18 protein-coding genes are annotated in these 20,155 nt (G+C 73.5%); 12 read left to right on the top strand and 6 right to left on the bottom strand.

Annotated features, from left to right (window positions below):
- The first annotated feature begins 307 nt into the window (after positions 1-307).
- From ACLHRZ_RS30225 to ACLHRZ_RS30215, 3 genes are all read left to right on the top strand, one after another.
- On the top strand, positions 308-1,234 hold the full coding sequence (locus tag ACLHRZ_RS30225) for a DMT family transporter (RefSeq protein WP_490421748.1): 927 nt from the start codon (positions 308-310) through the stop codon (positions 1,232-1,234).
- A 106-nt stretch (positions 1,235-1,340) separates the two neighbouring features.
- Positions 1,341-1,832: an inorganic diphosphatase gene (locus ACLHRZ_RS30220; RefSeq protein ID WP_490421747.1), complete on the top strand. Its 492-nt coding sequence runs from the start codon at positions 1,341-1,343 to the stop codon at positions 1,830-1,832.
- A gap of 25 nt (positions 1,833-1,857) precedes the next feature.
- The gene (locus ACLHRZ_RS30215) at positions 1,858-3,279 is read left to right on the top strand and encodes a hypothetical protein (protein WP_490421746.1); all 1,422 of its coding nucleotides are present in this window, start codon (positions 1,858-1,860) and stop codon (positions 3,277-3,279) included.
- A 38-nt stretch (positions 3,280-3,317) separates the two neighbouring features.
- On the opposite strand, the gene ssgD is transcribed toward ACLHRZ_RS30215, so the two are convergent.
- The gene (ssgD, locus tag ACLHRZ_RS30210) at positions 3,318-3,731 is read right to left on the bottom strand and encodes a spore wall synthesis regulator SsgD (RefSeq protein ID WP_490421745.1); all 414 of its coding nucleotides are present in this window, start codon (positions 3,729-3,731) and stop codon (positions 3,318-3,320) included.
- 107 nt (positions 3,732-3,838) lie between these two features.
- Entirely contained in the window at positions 3,839-5,014 is a 1,176-nt protein-coding gene (locus ACLHRZ_RS30205) for a sensor histidine kinase (protein WP_490421744.1), read from the bottom strand.
- Positions 5,015-5,146: 132 nt separating this feature from the next.
- Between ACLHRZ_RS30205 and ACLHRZ_RS30200 the strand changes: the two genes are divergently transcribed.
- Positions 5,147-6,223 (top strand): WD40/YVTN/BNR-like repeat-containing protein, encoded by a 1,077-nt coding sequence (locus tag ACLHRZ_RS30200; protein ID WP_490421743.1) that lies wholly within the window; start codon positions 5,147-5,149, stop codon positions 6,221-6,223.
- On the opposite strand, the gene ACLHRZ_RS30195 is transcribed toward ACLHRZ_RS30200, so the two are convergent.
- A complete protein-coding gene (locus tag ACLHRZ_RS30195; RefSeq protein WP_490421742.1) occupies positions 6,212-6,511 on the bottom strand; it encodes a YciI family protein in 300 nt (99 codons plus the stop codon). The two genes, ACLHRZ_RS30200 and ACLHRZ_RS30195, sit on opposite strands and share 12 nt — an antisense overlap.
- Positions 6,512-6,563: 52 nt before the next feature.
- On the opposite strand from ACLHRZ_RS30195, the gene ACLHRZ_RS30190 reads away from it, so the two are divergent.
- From ACLHRZ_RS30190 to ACLHRZ_RS30160, 7 genes are all read left to right on the top strand, one after another.
- The gene (locus ACLHRZ_RS30190) at positions 6,564-7,256 is read left to right on the top strand and encodes an endonuclease V (RefSeq protein WP_490421741.1); all 693 of its coding nucleotides are present in this window, start codon (positions 6,564-6,566) and stop codon (positions 7,254-7,256) included.
- Between the two features lie 124 nt (positions 7,257-7,380).
- Entirely contained in the window at positions 7,381-8,310 is a 930-nt protein-coding gene (locus tag ACLHRZ_RS30185) for a dihydrodipicolinate synthase family protein (protein WP_490421740.1), read from the top strand.
- Between the two features lie 44 nt (positions 8,311-8,354).
- Positions 8,355-8,744 carry an MmcQ/YjbR family DNA-binding protein gene (locus ACLHRZ_RS30180; protein ID WP_490421739.1) on the top strand — a complete coding sequence of 130 codons (390 nt, stop codon included), beginning with the start codon at positions 8,355-8,357 and terminating at the stop codon, positions 8,742-8,744.
- Positions 8,745-8,852: 108 nt separating this feature from the next.
- Positions 8,853-9,998, top strand: a complete 1,146-nt coding sequence (locus tag ACLHRZ_RS30175) for a CaiB/BaiF CoA transferase family protein (RefSeq protein ID WP_490421738.1) — start codon at positions 8,853-8,855, stop codon at positions 9,996-9,998.
- Positions 9,988-11,130: an acyl-CoA dehydrogenase family protein gene (locus ACLHRZ_RS30170; protein ID WP_490421737.1), complete on the top strand. Its 1,143-nt coding sequence runs from the start codon at positions 9,988-9,990 to the stop codon at positions 11,128-11,130. The genes ACLHRZ_RS30175 and ACLHRZ_RS30170 overlap by 11 nt, the downstream gene beginning before the upstream one ends.
- A gap of 44 nt (positions 11,131-11,174) precedes the next feature.
- Positions 11,175-12,389 carry an acetyl-CoA C-acetyltransferase gene (locus ACLHRZ_RS30165; RefSeq protein ID WP_490421736.1) on the top strand — a complete coding sequence of 405 codons (1,215 nt, stop codon included), beginning with the start codon at positions 11,175-11,177 and terminating at the stop codon, positions 12,387-12,389.
- 281 nt (positions 12,390-12,670) lie between these two features.
- Positions 12,671-14,833, top strand: coding sequence for a 3-hydroxyacyl-CoA dehydrogenase NAD-binding domain-containing protein (locus ACLHRZ_RS30160; RefSeq protein WP_490421735.1), 2,163 nt, complete (start codon positions 12,671-12,673; stop codon positions 14,831-14,833).
- A 13-nt stretch (positions 14,834-14,846) separates the two neighbouring features.
- On the opposite strand, the gene ACLHRZ_RS30155 is transcribed toward ACLHRZ_RS30160, so the two are convergent.
- Together ACLHRZ_RS30155 and ACLHRZ_RS30150 are read right to left on the bottom strand one after the other, a co-directional pair.
- Positions 14,847-15,521 carry a MerR family transcriptional regulator gene (locus ACLHRZ_RS30155; protein ID WP_490421734.1) on the bottom strand — a complete coding sequence of 225 codons (675 nt, stop codon included), beginning with the start codon at positions 15,519-15,521 and terminating at the stop codon, positions 14,847-14,849.
- Positions 15,522-15,606: 85 nt separating this feature from the next.
- Positions 15,607-17,121 (bottom strand): M1 family metallopeptidase, encoded by a 1,515-nt coding sequence (locus tag ACLHRZ_RS30150; protein ID WP_490421733.1) that lies wholly within the window; start codon positions 17,119-17,121, stop codon positions 15,607-15,609.
- 186 nt (positions 17,122-17,307) lie between these two features.
- Here ACLHRZ_RS30150 and ACLHRZ_RS30145 point away from each other — a divergent pair, with 186 nt between their 5' ends.
- The gene (locus ACLHRZ_RS30145) at positions 17,308-19,161 is read left to right on the top strand and encodes a Xaa-Pro dipeptidyl-peptidase (protein WP_490421732.1); all 1,854 of its coding nucleotides are present in this window, start codon (positions 17,308-17,310) and stop codon (positions 19,159-19,161) included.
- A 3-nt stretch (positions 19,162-19,164) separates the two neighbouring features.
- On the opposite strand, the gene ACLHRZ_RS30140 is transcribed toward ACLHRZ_RS30145, so the two are convergent.
- Positions 19,165-20,124 carry an FAD-dependent oxidoreductase gene (locus tag ACLHRZ_RS30140; protein WP_490421731.1) on the bottom strand — a complete coding sequence of 320 codons (960 nt, stop codon included), beginning with the start codon at positions 20,122-20,124 and terminating at the stop codon, positions 19,165-19,167.
- Positions 20,125-20,155 lie beyond the last annotated feature (31 nt).

The following is a 20,155-nucleotide window of genomic DNA, read 5'->3' as shown; positions in this document are numbered from 1 at the left end:
TAAATGTGCATCAATTCCCCGTTTGAGCCCTCATAGAGTTTTCATAGACGCCTGACGAGTGCAATAAAGTTTCAGGACACCCCGCAAACCGGTACAGGATTCTTCGGCGGTGTCGACGAATGCTTAGACGGCATACGCTTGTTGTGGTCGCGGGCCGGAGCGCGCGGCCCGGCACCCCGAGGCGGTACCGGGTCCGTACTCCCCGAGGAGTAGGAAAAGATCCGTACTCAGGGACGACGACGGGAGCCTCCGGCGCGGGGCATCGTGGAGGCATGGACGACTTCGGGACGGCTTGCAGAGGAGAACGGTGAGTGCGCTGCCGGCCGCCGTGCTGCTCTGCCTGGTCTCCGCCGGCTGCTACGCGGCCGCGGCCATCGCACAGGAGCGGGTCGCCGCCACCGCGGAGGACGACGGCGGGGCGTATCTGCCGCTGCGCCGCGCGGGTTGGTGGGGCGCGGTCGCATTGACGTGCGCCGGCGCAGGGTTGCACGTGGTGGCGCTCGCCTTCGGGCCGCTCAGCCTGGTGCAGCCGCTCGGCGCGCTGACGATCGTCTTCGCGCTGCCCATGGCGGCGCTCTTCGACCGCCACCCCGTCGGGGCCGCCGGATGGCGCGGCGCGCTCCTGGCCACCGTCGGCCTCGCCGGGCTGCTGAGCCTGACGGGCCCGCCGCGCGCCGAGTCCCTGGGCGGTGCCCAGCGCCCGGCCCTCACCGTCGCCGTGCTCGCGGGCGTGGCGGCGCTGGTGCTGCTCGCGCGCTGCGTGCGCAGACCCGTCGTGCGGGGCGTGGTGCTGGCGGCGGCCGCGGGGGCGGCCTTCGGAATGGCCTCGGTCTTCACCAAGGCCGCCGACGAGGACTTCGAGGCGCACCGCGTGAGCACGCTGCTGCCCGCCCTCGCCGTGATCGCCGTGCTCGCCACCGCCGGGATGCTGCTGTCCCAGGCCTCCTACCGCGGCGCCGGACTGGCGGCCCCGCTGTCGACCGTGACCATCGTCAACCCGGTGGTGGCCGCGGCCGTCGGTGTCGTGGTGCTGGGGGAGGGCTTCCGGTACGGCCTCGCCGGCGGCCTGCTGGCCGTGGCGGCCGGGGTCGTGGCGGCAGCCGGCGTGGTCGTGCTGACCTACCGGTCCGCCGACGGCGGCGAACCCGACGCCGCGGCACGGGAGATCGTCGTGGCGGCGCACCGGGTGCCCGGGGCACGGATGCCCGACCGGTGCGGGGCCGAGGCGAAGTGAGAAGGCAGAGGAGCGGAACAGGGGCGCGCGGCAGGCACCATGGCGCGCCCGGGCGTGCCGCGCCACCATGAGTCCGGCCGGCCCACCGCTACCGAGGAGCGCGCCCGTGGAGTTCGACGTCGTCGTGGAGATTCCGCAAGGCAGCCGCAACAAGTACGAGATGGACCACGAACGGGGGTGCATCCGGCTGGACCGGATGCTCTTCACCTCCACCCGCTACCCCGCCGACTACGGATACGTCGACGGCACGCTCGGCGCGGACGGGGAGCCGCTGGACGCACTCGTCCTCGCCGGCGAACCCACTTTCCCCGGCGTCTTCATCCGGTGCCGCGCCATCGGCATGTTCCGCATGCGGGACGAACAGGGCGAGGACGACAAGGTGTTGTGCGTGCCCGTCGGCGACCCCCGGCACGAGCACCTGCGCGATCTGCGCCATCTGCCGGAGTTCGACAGGCTGGAGATCCAGCACTTCTTCGAGGTCTACAAGGAGCTCGAACCCGGCAAGTCCGTCGACGGCGCCTGCTGGGCGGACCGGGCCGCGGCGGAGGCGGAGATCACCGCATCCCGGGAGCGGGCGAAGGGATCGCAGGCGCGGTAGCCGCGGATGCGGTAAAAGAAGGCGCATGACAACCAGGGGGCGGCGGGCGCCCGATGGGCCGTTGTTGGCCGTCGCGGTCGCGTACGCGGTGGTGCAACTCTGCTACGCGGTCGCGCACATGGACCTCGGCTGGGACGAGACCGTGTACCTGTCCCAGGTCGACCCGCGCCACCCGGCCGCGTTCTTCAGTGCGCCGCGTTCGCGCGGCGTGAGCTTCCTCGTCGCCCCCGTCATCGCCCTCACCTCGTCGGTGCCCGTGCTGCGCGTGGCGCTGGTGCTGCTGTCCTCGGCCGCGCTCTACGCCGCGTTCAGGGTCTGGGAGCCGCTCGTGGGCCGGGCACGCGTCGCGCTCGCGGCACTGCTCTTCGCCGGCTTGTGGATCACGGTGCTCAGCGGGCCGGAAGTGATGCCGAACCTGTGGATCGCGCTGTCGGCCGTCGCCGCGGCGGGATGGTTCCTGCGCACCCGCGGCGAAGGGCGCGGCCGTGCCCTCGCCGGCCTCACCGCCACGCTCGCCGCGGCCGCGCTCTTCCGCGCGCCCGACGCGGTCTGGCTCGCCCTGCCCCTGCTCGGAGTGTGCGCCGCGGCGCGGGACTGGCGCCGGCCCGGCACCGTGGCCGCCGTGCTGGGCGGGCTCGCGCTGGGCGGGGTGCAGTGGGCGGTGGAGGCGTACGTCCGCTTCGGCGGCATCCGGAACCGGCTGTCCCTCTCCAGCGACACCGAGGGCGGCATGGGCGCCCACCTCGGCGCGGGGCTGCGGGCCGGCTACCGCAGCCTCAACGGGCCGCAGCTGTGCCGCCCTTGCCACATCGCGGGACCGTCGCTGACGCATGCGCTGTGGTGGCTGCTGCTGCCGGTGCTGGTCGCGGCGGCGTGTGCGGTGGCGTGCGTGGTGGGGGAGCGGGCGGTGACGCTGCTGCCCGTCGCCTGCGCGGTGGCCCTGGCGGCACCGTACCTGCTGCTGCTCGATTACTCGGCGCCGCGGTTCCTGCTGCCGGTGTACGCACTGCTGTCCCTGCCGGTGGCGGGACTCGTGGTGCGCGTGGCCCGGGGGCGGCGCGCGGTGACCGGCGTGGTGTGCGTCCTGCTGGCCGCCCACGGTGCCGTGCAGCTCAAGGAGTTGCGGCTGAACACCGCTGATGCGCGGGACACGACCGTGCGGTACCGGCGCGCCGCCGAGGAGTTGGGGCGGCTGGGGGTGAGGGCGCCGTGCGTGGTGACGGGGCCGCGGGCGCAGCCGATCGCGTACGAGGCGGGGTGCGCGTCCGCGGAGACGATGGGGAACAATCGGTCGACGACGGTGCGGGGCATCGTGGATGCCGCATCCACGATGCCGGTGGCGATGCTGTACGACCCGGGGGATCCGTATGTGCCCGCTTTCGCACGGGCGTGGCGGGTGCACGCGCTGCCGGGGACGGACTGGTCGGTGTACCTCAGCGTTCCGTAGGGGGCGCCCCGGGCAGTGCGTCGGCCCCTTACGGGGCGCTACGCCTCCCGCAGCAGCGCCGCCAAGTCGCCCTCCACGTCGAGGTGGACCCCCTCCGCCCCCGCAGGGACCACCGCGTACGAGCCCGCCAGGAAGCCGCGCAGCTCCGCCGTGTCGATCTGCACCATCGCCACGCCCTCCGTCGCGTGCAGCTCCAGCACCGTGCGCTGCGGCCCGCAGGGCCAGACGCGGACGTCGCCCGTGCCCGACGGCGTGAGCAGGCCCCGCGCGAGCAGTTCGCGCGCGAAGGTCCACGAGACCTCCGACCCGTCGAGCGAGGCCGCGGGCGGGAACACGACGTGGACGGCGAAGGGGTCGGCACTGGCGTACCGCAGACGGGCCCGGACCGTACGGGTCGGCGGAGTCGACGCGATGAGCCGTGCCTGGACAGCCTGGTCGATGACAGTGGACAACGCCTGCTCCCTTGCGGTTGATGTCCGGGTGGTGCGGTCCGTGCCTTCCTCGAAGGGTGAGACGTTGGAACCATTACGACAGTGCGACGAATGGAGCGTGACCTGCGTCACGCCTGGACCGGCAGGACGGCCAGCACCTCCCAGCCGCCCCCGGGCGCCGGCCCCGCCGTCAACGAGCCCCCGATCGCGTCCGCACGCTCGGTGATGCCCACCAGGCCCAGCCCGCCGCTCTCTTCGGGCGGCCGCAGGGGCGCCCCGCGGCCGCCGTCGTCGCGGACGGACACGAAGAGCCGCTCCCCGGAGCGCTGCAGCGTGACGTCCACGGCCGAGGCGCCGGGGCTGTGCTTGGCCACGTTGGCCAGCGCCTCGTCCATGATCCGGCGTACCGACGCGGCCAGTTCGGGGGCCAGCCCGGCGCCGAAGCACGGGTCGACGTCGAAGGTGACGCGCGCGCCGGGATGCGCACGGCGGAAGGCCTCGACCGGTTCGGCGATCCGGTCCGGCCCCGGCAGCGGCTCCCGGCGCGGGTGGTCCTGGTGCAGCACCTTGAGCAGCCGCTGGGCCGTCGTCATGGCCACGTCGCCGGCCTCCTGGATGTCGCGCAGCGAGGCGGCCACCCGCTCGTCCTGCGCCAGCGACCCCGTGGCCTTGGCCAGCAGGGTCATCGCCTGCACGTGGTGGGCGACGTAGTCGTGCAGCTCGCCCGCCAGCTCCAGCCGTTCGGCCTCGCGCGCGGCGGCCACCGCCTGGGCGCGCTCCGCATCCCGGTAGCGCAGGCACAGCCCGAGCGCGGCGACGCCGGCCACGACGAGCGCGTAGGCGACGACGGTCGTGCCGTTCGCGTCCGCGTCCCGGACCGGCGCGGCCAGGACCCCGGCCGCCAGGGCGATCCCCAGCGGCACGGCCGGCCGCACCGCGGTGCGCCAGGCGACCAGGCACAGCAGTACCAGCAGGGCCGCGCTCTCGGTCAGGCTCCAGACGGGGATCGGCTGCCCGGCAGCCAGCAGATGGCCGGTCACCGACCAGGACACCCCGACGGCCGCCGCGGCCCGCGCGGTCAGCGGCGCCCACGGCAGCACGCACAGCGCCACCAGCAGCCCGGCGACCCACACCAGCAGATGCGCGTGGTGCGCGGCGGCGGAGTACGAGGGGTAGGCGGTGGTCTTGCCGAGCAGACGGCCCTCGCACACCCACAGTCCGCACAGGGCGGCCGCGAGCCAGCCTCGTCCGCGGGCGGTCCTGGGGCGCGCACCGGCGACCGCCGGAAGGGGCATCTGCATCATGCCTCCGACGCTAGGCAGCCGCGCGCACGCGCGGATCGACCGTCCAGCCACATGCCACTGGCCGAAAGGATGAATATTTGACGATCCCGTGTCGTGGACGACACCGCCGGGCTTCCGCTAGCTTGCCCGTCCATGACAAGTCGGACGGTGAGACGCGGCCTTGCCGCATCGACCGCAGTCGTCTGCGGACTCCTTCTCCAGGCACCGGCCCAGGCCGCCCCGCACCCCGGCAGGTCCTGGGAGGTCAGGCCGTCCGGCACCGACGCCCGCTTCCGCGGGCTCGCCGCCGTGAGCCGGTCCACCGCGTGGGTCGCCGGCACCAAGGGCACCGTGCTGCTCACCCGCGACGGCGGCCGCCGCTGGCGCACCGTCTCCCCGCCGGGGGCGGGCGCACTGGAGTTCCGCGACGTCGAGGCCTTCGACGCCCGGCACGCCGTGGTCCTGGCCATCGGCGAGGGCGAGGCCTCCCGCATCCTGCGCACCGACGATGCCGGCCGCACCTGGACGGAGGCCTTCCGCAACACCGACCCGAAGGCCTTCTACGACTGCCTGGCCTTCTTCGACCACCGTCACGGCATCGCCCTCGGCGACCCGGTCGACGGCCGCTTCCGCGTGCTGAGCACGGCCGACGGGGGCCGCAGCTGGAACGTCCTGCCCTCCGGCGGAATGCCGCCGGCCCTGCCCGGCGAGGCCGCCTTCGCGGCGAGCGGCCAGTGCGTGGTGAGTTCGGGCGGCCACGACGCGTGGATCGCCACGGGCGGCGGCGCCGTCTCCCGCGTCCTCCACTCCGCCGACCGCGGCCGCACCTGGACGGCCTCCGCCACGCCCGTACCGGCGGGCGACCCCGCCCGCGGCGTCTTCGCCCTCGCCTTCCGCGACCGCATGCACGGGCTGGCCGTCGGCGGCGACTACCGCGCCGGACAGCCGTCCCCGCGCGCCGCCGCGCTCAGCCGCGACGGCGGCGCCACCTGGACCACGGCCGCGCTCCTGCCCGCCGCCTACCGCTCCGGCGTCGCCTGGCTGCCGCACAGCCGCACCACGGCCCTGGCCGTCGGCCCGACGGGCAGCGACCTCACCACGGACGGCGGCCGCAGCTGGCACGGCTTCGACACGGGCTCGTACGACACCGTCGCCTGCGCCCCGGACGGCGGCTGCTGGGCGGCGGGGGAGCAGGGCCGGACCGCCCGGCTGGGACGGTCAGGACGGTAGCGTCTCGCGGTACTGCTCCAGCGGTGCGGCGGTCTTCGTCGCGATGAACTTCGTGATCGTGTACTCGCACACCCCCGCGACGCTGAACGGGTCGCTCTTGGCGATCTCCTCGATCTTCGTCCGGTCGTCGCCGAGGGCGAGGATGATGCCACCGTCCCGCGGGTCCTTGCGCCCGGAGGCGATGAAGACGCCGGACGCGTAGTGCGAGTCCAGCCAGGCGACATGCTCCGGCAGGGCGGCCTCGATGCGGTCGATGGGCGCGATGTACGTCAGCTCCATTACGAACATGATCGACAGGCTACGCCCGTGCCGTAGCGTGGGAGCCACTATGACCAGTGCCATGACCGATACGTCCCGCGGTGTGCCGCCCGACTGGCCCACGACCGAGGCGGAAGCGACCGCCGTCCAGGACGAGTTGCGCGGCCGCGTGATCCTGGACGAACCCGGCCCCGCGCCGGAGGCGCCGCTGGTCGCGGTGGGCGTGGACGTCGCCTACGACGACGAGCGCGACGTCGTCGCTGCGGCCGCCGTGGCGCTGGACGCGGCCACGCTGGAGGTCGTGGGACAGGCGACGGCCGTGGGCCGGGTGAGCTTCCCCTACGTGCCCGGGCTGCTGGCGTTCCGTGAGATCCCCACCGTGCTGGCCGCGCTGGACCGGCTCGCGGTGGAACCCGGCCTGGTCGTCTGCGACGGCTACGGGCTGGCGCACCCGCGCCGCTTCGGCCTGGCGAGCCACCTGGGGGTGCTGACCGGGCTGCCGACGGTCGGGGTCGCCAAGAACCCGTTCACCTTCCGCTACGAGCAGCCGGGGCCCCTGCGGGGCGACACGGCGCCGCTGCTCGACGGGGAGGAGGAGGTGGGGCGGGCGCTGCGCACCCGGGAGGGGGTGAAGCCGGTGTTCGTGTCCGTGGGGCACCGGGTGAGTCTGGACGGCGCGTGCGCGCAGGTGTTGCGGCTGGCGCGGGGGTTCCGGTTGCCGGAGACCACGCGGGCGGCCGATGCGTTGTGCCGGGCGGCGCTTCGGGGGGTGTAGCGCCGCATTCCGGCTGCGGGCCGGTTGTGGCCGGTCGCGCCCACGCGGCGGAGCCGCATGTTCAGCACAGCCCCGCGCCCCTTACGGGGCGCGTAATCACCCCGGTTTCGGGAAGCACCACCAGGTGACCCCAAACCTCACCGGCGTCATCCCGCCCCTCTGCTCCCCCCTCACCCCGACCGGCGAGGTCGACCGGCGCTCTCTTGCCGCCCTCGTCGAGCACACCCTTTCCGCCGGCGCGGCAGCGCTCTTCGCGCTCGGGTCCAGCGGCGAAGCCGCCCTGCTCGACGACGCGCAGCGGCGCACCGTCCTGGCGACGGTCGTCGAGACCGTGGGCGGTCGCGTGCCCGTCCTCGCCGGGGTCATCGACATGAGCACCGCCCGCGTCCTCGCCCACGCCCGCACCGCCGCGGCCCTCGGGGCGGACGCCGTCGTCGTCACCGCGCCGTTCTACGTCACCCCGCATCCGGACGAGACCGCCGCCCACTTCCGGCGCGTCCGCGAGGGGGCCGGGCTGCCGGTCGTCGGGTACGACATCCCCTCCTCCGTCGGCACCAAGCTCGACGGCCGCACCGTGCTCGCCCTCGCGGAGGACGGCACCCTGGCCGGGCTCAAGGACAGCAGCGGCGACCTCAACGCCCTGCGGCGGCTGCTCGTCGCGCTGCGCGAGCGCGGCCTGCACCGCACCTTCTCCGTGCTGACCGGCTCCGAACCGGCCGCGGACGCCGCCCTGCTGGCCGGTGCGCACGGCATCGTGCCAGGGCTCGGCAACGTCGACCCCGCCGGGTACGTACGCCTCCACGAGCACGCCCGCGCAGGCCGCTGGGCGGAGGCCGCCGCCGAACAGGACCGGCTGACCGCCCTGTTCGCCCTCACCGGCACCGGGGATCCCGCCGCCATGTGCGGTGCGTCCTCCGCGCTCGGCGGCTTCAAGGCCGCCCTGCACCTGCTCGGCGTCATCGACTGCCCGGCCACCGCGGCCCCGCTGACGCCCCTTCCGGACGGTGCCGTGGCGACGGTGCGGCGCATCCTGCAGGAGGCCGGACTGCTGTGATCCGGTTCCGCTGCGTTGTCAGTGGCGCGGGTTAGCGTGAGCACATGGCAGGCAGAGCAGCAGGAACCGCTCCCCTCAAGGCCCGCGCCGCCGTGCGCGCGTTCGCCCTGGGGCTCCCCGGCGCGGTCGAGGAGTTCCCGTGGGAAGAGGACGCGGTGGTCAAGGTCAACAAGAAGATCTTCGTCTTCCTGGGGTCGGAGGGGAACACCGAGACCCCCGGCATCGGCGTCAAGCTCAAGGACGAGGAGGCGCACGGCCACGCCCTCGCCGTCCCCGGCGCCGCGCCGAGCGGGTACGGGCTGGGGCGGCACGGCTGGGTGTCGATCCCGCTGACGGGCGAGAGCGCGCCCGTGGAGCTGCTCTGCGACTGGGTGGAGGAGAGTTACCGCACGATCGCGCCCAAACGGCTCGTCGCGGAGCTCGACGCCCGCTGACGGCGGGGCAACTCCACGGCCCGCGAGGGCTTGTGGAGAGTGGAACACGTTCTTAACATCGCGGGTGTTACAGCGAATGTGTCACACGGAGTGGGCGTTGGGGGCCGCATGGACGGGACAGGGCACGGGCCGCTCACCGGCGTGCGGGTCGTCGAGCTCGCGGGCATCGGTCCCGCGCCGTTCGCCGCGATGCTCCTCGCCGACCTCGGCGCCGACGTCGTCCGCGTCGACCGGCCCGGCGGCCCGGGGCTCGGTGTCGACCCCCGGTACGACATCACCAACCGCAACAAGCGCTCGGTCCTCGTCGACCTCAAGACGGACGCCGGCCGGGCGGCCGTCCTCGAACTCGCCGCGCGCGCCGACGTGTTCCTCGAGGGTTACCGCCCCGGCGTCGCCGAGCGGCTCGGCGTCGGCCCCGAGGCGGCCCTCGCCCGCAACCCCCGCCTGGTGTACGGGCGGATGACCGGCTGGGGCCAGGACGGGCCGCTCGCGGCCACCGCCGGGCACGACATCGGCTACATCGCCGTCACCGGCGCCCTCGGCCTCACCGGCCCGCCGGACGGGCCGCCGTACGCCCCCGCCAACCTCCTCGGCGACTACGCGGGCGGCTCCCTCTACCTGGTCGTCGGCGTCCTCGCCGCCCTCCACCACGCCCGCGCCGGCGGCACCGGCCAGGTCGTCGACGCCGCCATCGTCGACGGCACCGCCCACCTGACCGCCATGCTGCACGCCATGACCGCGGCCGGCGGCTGGCAGGACCGGCGCGGCGCCAACCTCCTCGACGGCGGCGCCCCCTTCTACGGCACGTACGGGACCGCGGACGGCGGCTGGATGGCCGTCGGTGCGCTGGAGCCGCGCTTCTACGCCGAGTTCGCCCGCCTCCTCGGCATCGAGGACGTGGCGGACGCCCGTACCGACACGGCCCGTTGGGGCGAGCTGCGCGCGGCCGTCGCCGCGCGCTTCCGGCAGCGCACCCGCGCCGAGTGGACCGAGGTGTTCGCCGGCACGGACGCCTGCGTCGCGCCCGTCCTCTCGCTGAGCGAGGCCCCGCAGCACCCACACCTCGCCGCCCGCGGCACCTTCGCCGCGCCCGGCGGCATCCGACAGCCCGCCCCCGCCCCGCGCTTCTCCGCCACCCCCGGCACCCTGCGCCGCCCGCCCGCGCAGCCGGGGGCCGACGCGGCGGACGTGGCCCGCGACTGGGACGTCACCGGACTCCGACAGCTCCAGAAGGGCCCGCACGATGAAGCGTGAGATCTACGGTGCCGAGCACGAAGCCTTCCGCGCGACCGTCCGCGCCTTTCTGGCCAAGGAGGTCGAGCCGCACTACGCGCAGTGGGAGAAGGACGGCGTCGTCTCCCGCGAGGCCTGGCTGGCGGCCGGCCGGCAGGGGCTGCTCGGCATCACCGTCCCCGCGGAGTACGGCGGCGGAGGCAGCACGGACCACCGCTTCGGGGCCGTGCTCACCGAGGAGTTCGCCCGCTCCGGCGCCGCGGGCTTCGGCGTCGAGCTGCACAACGACATCATCGGCCCGTACCTGATCGCCCTGGGCACCGAGGAGCAGAAGCGCCGCTGGCTGCCGGGCTTCTGCACGGGCGGGACCGTCACCGCCGTCGCCATGACCGAGCCCGGCGCGGGCTCCGACCTGCAGGCCCTGCGCACCACCGCCGAGGACCGCGGCGACCACTGGCTGCTCAACGGCTCCAAGACGTTCATCTCCAACGGCATCACGGCCGACCTGGTGATCGTCGTGGCCCGCACGAAGCCGGAGGGCGGCGCGAAGGGCATGAGCCTGCTGGTGGTCGAGCGCGGCATGCCGGGCTTCGAGCGCGGCCGCAACCTCGACAAGATCGGTCTCAAGGCCCAGGACACCGCCGAGCTCTTCTTCCACGACGTCCGCGTACCCAAGGAGAACCTGCTCGGCGAGCTCCACGGCGCCTTCGTGCACCTGATGCAGAACCTCCCGCAGGAACGCCTGTGCATAGCGGTCGGCGCCATCGCCGCGGCCGAGTACCTGCTGGAGACCACCACGGGGTACGTCAAGGAGCGCGAGGCGTTCGGGCGTCCGCTCGCCCGGCTGCAGCACGTCCGCTTCGAACTCGCCGAGATGGCCACGGAGTGCGCCGTCACCCGCACCTTCGTCGACCGCTGCATCGACGCCCACCAGCGCGGCGAACTCGACGCCGTGCACGCGGCGATGGCCAAGTGGTGGGCCACCGAACTGCAGAAGCGCGTCGCCGACCGGTGCCTGCAACTGCACGGAGGCTACGGCTACATGACCGAGTACCGGGTCGCCAGGGCCTTCACCGACGGCCGTGTCACGACCATCTTCGGCGGGGCGACCGAGATCATGAAGGAGATCATCGGCCGTTCCCTGCTCGCGTGACCCCCACGACCCTTCCGAAACAGCTTCCGAAAGGCAGCCGACCCTTGAGCACCGAAGCGTACGTCTACGAAGCGATCCGCACCCCGCGCGGACGCGGCAAGGCCGACGGGGCCCTGCACGGCACCAAGCCGATCGACCTCGTCGTGGGCCTCATCCACGCACTCCGGGACCGCCTGCCCGGCCTGGACCCGGCGGCGATCGACGACATCGTGCTCGGCGTCGTCAGCCCGCTCGGCGACCAGGGCTCCGACATCGCCCGCATCGCCGCCATCGCCGCCGGACTGCCGGACACGGTGGCCGGCGTGCAGGAGAACCGCTTCTGTGCCTCGGGCCTGGAGGCCGTCAACCTGGCGGCGGCCAAGGTGCGTTCGGGGTGGGAGGACCTCGTCCTGGCGGGCGGCGTCGAGTCGATGTCCCGGGTGCCGATCGGCTCCGACGGCGGCGCATGGTTCGGCGACCCGATGACCAACCACACCGTCGGCTTCGTCCCCCAGGGCATCGGCGCCGACCTCATCGCCACGCTGGGCGGCCACTCCCGCCGCGACGTCGACGCCTTCGCGGCCCGCTCGCAGGAGCTGGCCGCCGTGGCCTGGAAGGACGGCCGGTTCGAGCGCTCGGTGGTGCCGGTGCGCGACCGCACCGGGCTCGTCGTCCTCGACCGGGACGAGCACCTGCGGCCCGGCACGACCGTCGAGACGCTGGCGAAGCTCAAGCCGTCGTTCGCGGCGATGGGTGAGGCGGGCGGCTTCGACGCGGTGGCGCTGCAGAAGTACCACTGGGTGGAGAAGATCGATCACGTGCACCACGCGGGCAACTCCTCCGGGATCGTGGACGGGGCGGCCCTCGTCGCCATCGGCAGCCGTGCGGTGGGCGAGCGGTACGGGCTCGCGCCGCGGGCGCGCATCGTCTCGGCGGCCGTCTCCGGCTCGGAGCCGACCATCATGCTCACGGGCCCGGCCCCCGCCACCCGCAAGGCGCTGGCCAAGGCCGGGCTGACGATGGACGACATCGACCTCGTCGAGATCAACGAGGCGTTCGCGGCCGTGGTGCTGCGGTTCGTCGAGGAGACGGGCGTCGACCCGGAGAAGGTCAACGTCAACGGCGGCGCCATCGCCCTCGGCCACCCGCTGGGGGCCACCGGAGCCATGCTCGTCGGCACGGTCGTGGACGAACTGGAGCGGCGCGGCGGGCGCTACGGGCTCGTCACGCTGTGCGTGGGGGGCGGGATGGGGATCGCCACCGTCGTGGAGCGCGTTTAGGCGCGCCGGCACCACGGCGCCCCGCAGGGGCGCGGGGAACTGCGCGACCGGCCACGACGCGCCCGCAGTCGAGGGCCCCCAGCTACCTCCCCCAGCTACCGCTGGGGGTGCCCCCAGGAGGTGCCCCCAGGAGGTACCCCCAGGGGCTTCGCCCCGGACCCCGGGGCGGTGTGTCGGCTGCGGGCCGGCGGGGGTTGCTCGCGCAGTTCCCCGCGCCCCTACGGGGCGCCCCCGACCCCAGCCCTTCCGTCCGCCCCGAACACCCTTCCAGGAGACCCGACATGAGCAGCACCATCCGCTGGGAGCGCAGCGACGACGGCATTGTCACCCTCGTCCTCGACGACCCCGGTCAGTCCGCCAACACCATGAACGCCGCCTTCCAGCAGTCCCTCGCCGCGGTCGCCGACCGCCTGGAGGCCGAGAAGGACGGGATCCGCGGCGTCGTCGTCACCTCGGCCAAGAAGACCTTCTTCGCCGGCGGCGACCTGCGCGAGCTCATCTCCGTCACCCCCGACCGCGCACAGCAGGCCTTCGACGCCGGCCTGCGCGTCAAGCGCGACCTGCGCCGCATCGAGACCCTCGGCGTGCCCGTCGTGGCCGCCCTCAACGGGGCCGCGCTGGGCGGCGGTTACGAGATCGCCCTCGCCTGCCACCACCGCATCGCCCTCGACGCCCCCGGCTCGAAGATCGGCCTCCCCGAGGTCACCCTCGGTCTGCTCCCCGGAGGCGGCGGTGTCGTCCGCACCGTCCGGCTCCTCGGCATCACCGACGCGCTGCTCAAGGTGCTGCTGCAGGGCACGCAGTACGGCCCGCGGCGCGCCCTGGAGGCCGGGCTCGTCCACGAAGTGGCCGACACCGCCGAGGAGATGCTCGCGAAGGCCCACGCCTTCATCGACGACCACCCGGACGCCCGCCAGCCCTGGGACTCCGAGGGCTACCGGATCCCCGGCGGCGCCCCGGCCGACCCCGCCCTCGCCGGGGCCCTGCCCGCCTTCCCGGCCACGCTCGCCAAGCAGACCGGCGGCGCGCCCTACCCCGCCCCGCGCAACATCCTGGCGGCCGCCGTCGAGGGCGCCCAGGTCGACTTCGAGACCGCGCAGGTCATCGAGACCCGGTACTTCACGGAGCTGGTCGCCGGCCAGACCTCCAAGAACATGATCCAGGCCTTCTTCTTCGACCTGCAGGCCGTCAACGCCGGCCGCAGCCGCCCGCAGGGCACCGAGCCGCGCACCGTGCGGAAGGCGGCCGTGCTCGGGGCGGGCATGATGGGGGCCGGCATCGCCTACGCGTGCGCCCGGGCCGGCATCGAGGTCGTCCTCAAGGACGTCACCCTGGAGAACGCCCGGCACGGAAAGGCCTGTTCCGAGGGACTGTTGGACAGGGCCGTCGCCAAGGGCCGCACCACCGAGGCCGAGCGCGACGCCGTGCTCGCCCGCATCACCCCCACCGCCGACGTGGCGGAGCTGGCCGGCTGCGACGCCGTCATCGAGGCCGTGTTCGAGGACCCCGCGCTCAAGCACAAGGTGTTCCAGGAGATCCAGCACGTCGTGGCCCCGGACGCCCTGTTGTGCTCCAACACCTCCACCCTTCCCATCACCCTGCTCGCCGAAGGCGTCGAGCGGCCCGCGGACTTCGTCGGCCTGCACTTCTTCTCGCCCGTCGACAAGATGCCGCTGGTGGAGATCATCAAGGGCGAGCGCACCGGTGACGAGGCCCTGGCCCGCGCCTTCGACCTCGTCCGGCAGATCCGCAAGACGCCGGTGGTCGTCAACGACTCGCGTGGCTTCTTCACCTCGCGCGTGATCGGCCGCTTCATCAACGAGGGCGTGGCCATGATCGGCGAGGGCGTCCCGGCCGCCTCCGTGGAACAGGCCGCCGCCCAGGCCGGCTACCCGGCCAAGGTGCTCTCGCTGATGGACGAGCTGACCCTCACGCTGCCGCGGAAGATCCGCGAGGAGACGCGCAAGGCGGTCGAGGAGAGCGGCGGCACCTGGACCCCGCACCCCGCGGACGCCGTCATCGACCGCATGGTCGAGGAGTTCGGCCGCCCCGGACGCAGCGGCGGCGCGGGCTTCTACGACTACGTGGACGGCAAGCGGGCGGGGCTCTGGCCGGGCCTGGCCGAGCACTTCGGGCGGGACGGCGCGGACGTGCCGTTCGAGGACCTGAAGGAGCGGATGCTGTTCTCCGAGGCGCTGGACTCCGTCCGCTGCCTGGAGGAGGGCGTCCTCACCTCCGTCGCCGACGCCAACATCGGCTCCATCCTCGGCATCGGCTTCCCCGGCTGGACCGGCGGCGTCCTGCAGTACATCAACGGCTACGAGGGCGGCCTGCCCGGCTTCGTCACCCGGGCCCGGGAGCTCCAGGCCGCCTACGGCGACCGCTTCGCCCCGCCCGCCCTGCTGCTGGCGAAGGCGGAGAAGGGGGAGACCTTCACCGACTGACTCACCTGCGGGCTCACCGACTGACCGCCCGCAGCTCCTCCTTGAGCGACCGCTGGAAGGCCGTCACCAGGGCCTGCACCACCATCGGCTGCATATGGGCGGACAGCGACTTCATCGCGTCGACCCGCTCCGGGTCCCACACCTCGTCGTGGAAGAGACGGGTGAGCTCCCGGGCGGTCGCGCGCGCGTGCTCCACCAGCACCGTGCGGGCCTTGAGGAGGGTCTCCAGGGGGACCGGGACGTCCAGCAGCTGCACGCCCAGGCCCAGCAGCCCGCGGTCCACCCGGAACACGCCGTCCCCGTCCGCCCGTTCGAGGACGTCCATGGCCGCGAGCCGGTCGACGTCCTCCTCGGTCAGGGCCCGGCCCGCGCGGCGTTCGAGCTCCTCGCGCGTGGTCTCCTCCGCCGCGTCCGGCGTCCAGGAGGCCACCACCGCGCGGTGGACGGCCAGGTCGCGGGCGCTGAGGTCCGCGGGCAGGCCCTGCACGTAGCGCTCGATGGCGGCGAGCGTGAGGCCCTGGCGCTGCAGCTCCTCTATCAGGGCGAGCCGGGCGAGATGCCCGGGGCCGTAGCGGCCGACCCGGCGCGGGCCGATCTCGGGCGGGGGCAGCAGCCCGCGGGTGCCGTAGAAGCGGACGGTGCGCACGGTCATCCCGGCGCGGGCGGCCAGTTCGTCGATGGTGAGCATCACCTTGTCAGTATTGCTGTGACACCACCGGTGTGAAACCGGTGGTGTCACAGCAATGAGGTGCGGCTGATCAGTGCTCGGCTGGTCAGCGCTGGTGGCCGAGCTGGGCGGACTGGATCTGCTTCCACGACTTCGGCGCCGCCGGCTTGCCGGCCGCCCGCAGGGACGCACCCGCAGGGGTCTTGCCGATGCCGTACGAGGCGGCGTCCGCGGCCGAGGGCTTGGACGTGGTGAACAGCCAGGTGTCGAACAGCTTCTGCAGGTTCTTGCCGGAGACCTTCTCGGCGAACGCCTGGAAGTCCTGGACCGAACCGTTGCCGTACTTGTTCGCGGTCGGCCACTTCTTGAGGATCTCGAAGAAGGTCTTGTCGCCGACGGTGTTGCGCAGGGCCTGGATCGCGACGGCCCCACGGTTGTAGACGGCGGGGTGGAACTGGTTCTCCGGGCCCGGGTCGCCCGGCTTGACCTGCCAGAAGGCGTTGTCCTCCGGGACGCTCGTGTAGATGTAGTCCGCGAGCTGCTGGGCGGTGCCCTCGTTCTCCTTCTCCGACCACAGCCACTGGGCGTAGGAGGCGAAGCCCTCGTTGACCCAGATGTCACGCCAGTTCTTCACCGACACGCTGTCGCCGTACCACTGGTGCGCCAGCTCGTGCACCACCACCGAGGCGTTGGCCCCGTCGGCGAACTGCGCGGGGCTGTAGAACGGCCGGGTCTGGGTCTCCAGCGCGTAGTGCGTCGGCACGTTGGGCACGTAGCCGCCGGCCGCGGTGAAGGGGTACGGGCCGAAGAGCGAGGACTCCCAGTCCAGGATCTCGTTCGTGCGCTCGACGCTCGCCTTGGCCGAGTCGAGGTTGTCGCCCAGGTCCTTGCTGTAGGCGTTGACGATCGGCAGGCCGTTCGAGGTGGTGCCGGTGGTGATGTCGAACTTGCCGACCGCCAGCGTGGCCAGGTACGTGGCCTGCGGCTTGGTGGAGCGCCAGTTGTAGCGCGTCCAGCCGAGCTTGGAGGACTTCGAGGCCAGCACGCCGTTGCTGATGGCCTGGACGTCGTCCGGCACGGACACCGAGACGTCGAACGTCGCCTTGTCGCGCGGGTGGTCGTTGCCGGGGAACCACCAGGCCGCGGCCTCCGGCTCGTTGGCGATCACGCCGCCGTCCGGCGTGCGCTGCCAGGAGCCGGCGCCGTCGACCTTCACCTGCGAGGGGATGCCGCTGTAGCGGACGACGACGCTGACCTGCCTGCCCTTCAGCAGCGGCGCCGCCGGGGTGATCTCCAGCTCGTGGGTGCCGGTCTTGGTGAAGAATGCCTTCTTGCCGTCGACCAGCACGTCCTTGACGTCCAGCAGGAAGTCCAGGTTGAAGCGCGAGAGGTCCTGGGTGGCGGTGGTGATCAGAGTCGCCGTGCCGTCCAGCCGGTCGGTCTTCGGCTGGTACGCCAGCCGCAGGTCGTAGTGGGAGACGGTGTACCCGCCGTTCCCGGCGTCCGGGTAGTACGGGTCCCCGATGCCCGGTGCGCCGGGCGTGGGCTCGGCGGCGGACGCCGGGACGGCCAGCATGAGGAACGCCGCGGCCGCGCCGGGGACGATGAGTCTGTGACGCACGAGTCACTCCAACTCGTAGGGGGCGAAGGGCTGATCGCAGCCTATGTACTCACCGGGGCCCAGGGTATGTCCATGGCGGATTGCGACATGCGATCGACATACGCCTGACATCAGCGTCCCCCGGACCACTTCCGGCCACCGTCGCCCCCCTTCTGCACCGGAGTTGACTCGCGCTACGGTCCGGCGGTGCCCATACAACAGCGGGTCACCCGCATACCCTGGACCGCCCTGTTCGTGGCGTTACTCGCCGCCCTGGCCGCCGTCCTCGGCGTCCTCCCCGGCACCGCGCACGCCGCGACGGCACAGCATGGCGGAAAACCGCCGGGAGAAAGCAGACCGGTCTACTCGTACGACCGCGCCGTGCGCGAATCCGTATGGGTGGACACGGGGATCGACGGTGACGGCGACGGCCGCACCGACCGGGTCGCCGTCGACATCATCCGCCCCCGGGAGGCGGTCGAACAGGGCCGGCGCGTTCCTGTGATCATGGATGCCAGCCCGTACTACTCCTGCTGCGGGCGCGGCAACGAGAGCCAGCTCAAGACGTACGACGCGCAGGGCAACCCGGTGCAGTTCCCGCTCTACTACGACAACTACTTCGTCCCGCGCGGCTATGCCGTCGCCCTCGTCGACCTCGCCGGAACCAACCGCTCCGACGGCTGCACGGACGTCGGGGGCCGCTCCGACGTCCAGTCCGCCAAGGCCGTCGTCGACTGGCTCAACGGCCGTGCGCACGGCTGGTCCTCGCGCACCGGCGGCCACGCGGTCCGCGCCGGCTGGACCACCGGGGCCGTCGGCATGATCGGCAAGAGCTATGACGGCACGATCGCCAACGCCGTCGCTGCGACGGGTGTTCGGGGACTGCGGACCATCGTCCCGATCGGTGGCATCAGCTCCTGGTACGACTACTACTTCTCCCAGGGCGCCGCCCTCTACGACGGCGGGCCCGATCAACTGTCCGACACCGTCGAGAGCTCCGCCGCGCGGGGCCGCTGTGCGGCCGTCCAGCGCAGGCTCGTCGAAGGCGCACCGCGCAACGGCGCCTGGACCGCGCTGTGGAGCGCGCGCGACTACGTGCGGGACGCGGGCAGGGTACGGGCCAGCGTCTTCGCCGTCCACGGCCTGCAGGACCTCAACGTCCGCACCAAGCACTTCGGTCAGTGGTGGGACGCGCTCGCCGCGCACGGCGTGGAGCGCAAGGTGTGGCTGTCGACCGCGGGGCACGTGGACCCGTTCGACTTCCGCCGCGCGGAGTGGGTCGGCACGCTGCACCGCTGGTTCGACCACTACCTGCTGGGCTACGACAACGGCGTCCAGCGCGAGCCCATGGCCGACATCGAGCGCGCGCCCGGCCGGTGGACGACGGACCGGGTGTGGCCGCCGCGCGGCACGGGGACGGTGTCCCTGTACCCGGAGGCGGGGCAGGCGCTCGGCGTGCGGCCGGCGCCGCGGGGTGCGACCGCGGAGTTCACGGACGACCCGAAGCGGGGCGAACTGGACTGGGCGGCGCAGGCCGATCAGCCCACGCCGGAGAAGGCCGGATTCGTCACGCGGCCGCTGACGCACGACCTGCGGGTGGCGGGTTCGTCGGCGGTACGTCTGACGGTGACGCCGTCGACGGAGTCGGCGCACTTGTCGGCGGTGCTGGTGGACGTGGGGCCTGCCGTCATCCGCAACTATGCGGGGAGCGGGGAGGGGATCGTCACGCTCGCCGACCGGGACTGCTGGGGCAGCGGCAACGCGGGTGACACCGGGTGCTTCCTGCGGACGGCGCCGGACACGGAGCGGGTGGGCTTCACGGTGTTCAGCCGGGGCTGGGCCGACCTGGGCCAGGGGCGGGAACTGGTCCCGGGCCGCCCGTACAGCCTGACGGTGGCGTTGGCGGCCACCGACCATGTGGTGCCGGCGGGGCACCGGCTGGCGCTGATCGTGGCGGGGACGGACGCGGGGCTCGTCGAACCGGCCTCCACGACGCCGCGGTTGACGGTGGACCTGCGGGGGTCGGGGGCAAGGGTGCCGGTGGTGGGCGGGTTGCGGTAGGCCTCAGCACCCCACCAGCTCCGCCACTCCCTCCGCGCACCCCCATGCCACCGTCACCCCCGCACCGCCGTGCCCGTAGTTGTGCACCAGCATCCCCCCGCCCGGCAGGGCTTCCGCCTCCAGACGGACCCGGGCGCGGGCGGGCCGCAGGCCCACCCGGTGGGACAGGACCCGCGCCTGTCCCAGGCCCGGGTGGACCCGCGCGCACCGGGCGATGATCGCCTGTGCCGTCGACGGCACAGGCGACCGGTCCCACACATGGCTCCGCGCCGTTCCCCCGAGCACCACCCCGTACGGCTGCGGGAAGACGTACGCCGAGTCCGTCGCCCCGGGCCCGTCGGCCTCCGCGAACCACTCGTGCACGCCCGGGTTCTCCACCACGACCAGCTGGCCCTGCACGGGGTACACCCCGGGATCGGGCACCAGGTGACGCGCCCCGAGCCCGGTGCAGTTGACCACGGCCGGCGCGCGGCGCGCCGCCTCGGCGAGCGAGGCCACCGGGCGGCCGGCCGCGACCGAGCCGCCGGCTGCGGTCAACCGCCGTTGCAGATGGGCGAGATGGGCCGGCATGTCCAGCAGTGGTACGTGCACCCGGACCGCGCGCCCGTATCCCGGCGGCAGTTCGCCCCGCATGGCGGCCCGCAGCCCGGGCACCCCGGCCGCCCACGGGCCGAGCTCCGCGGGGCCGGCCCCCGCGTACGTGCCGGCGACCATGCGCACCCCGGTCTCCTCCGGCTCGGCGGCGAGCGCGGCCAGGACCGTCAGCGAGCGCAACGACCAGGCGGCGACGGCCGCTTCGGGGTCGATCCGGTACGGCCACCACAGCGCGCCCGCCACCGCCGACGTGGTCTCCGCCGGGGCCTCCCGGCTCCACACCGCGACCCGGAGCCCGCGCTCCGCCAGCACGACCGCACTGGTCAGTCCGGCTATCCCGGCACCGACCACGATCACATCGCTCGCCATGGGCCGACGGTACCGGCGAATTCCCCGCCTC

This window comes from Streptomyces sp. AM25 (genome assembly GCF_058146165.1).
This window is presented reverse-complemented; position numbering and strand designations above follow the sequence as displayed.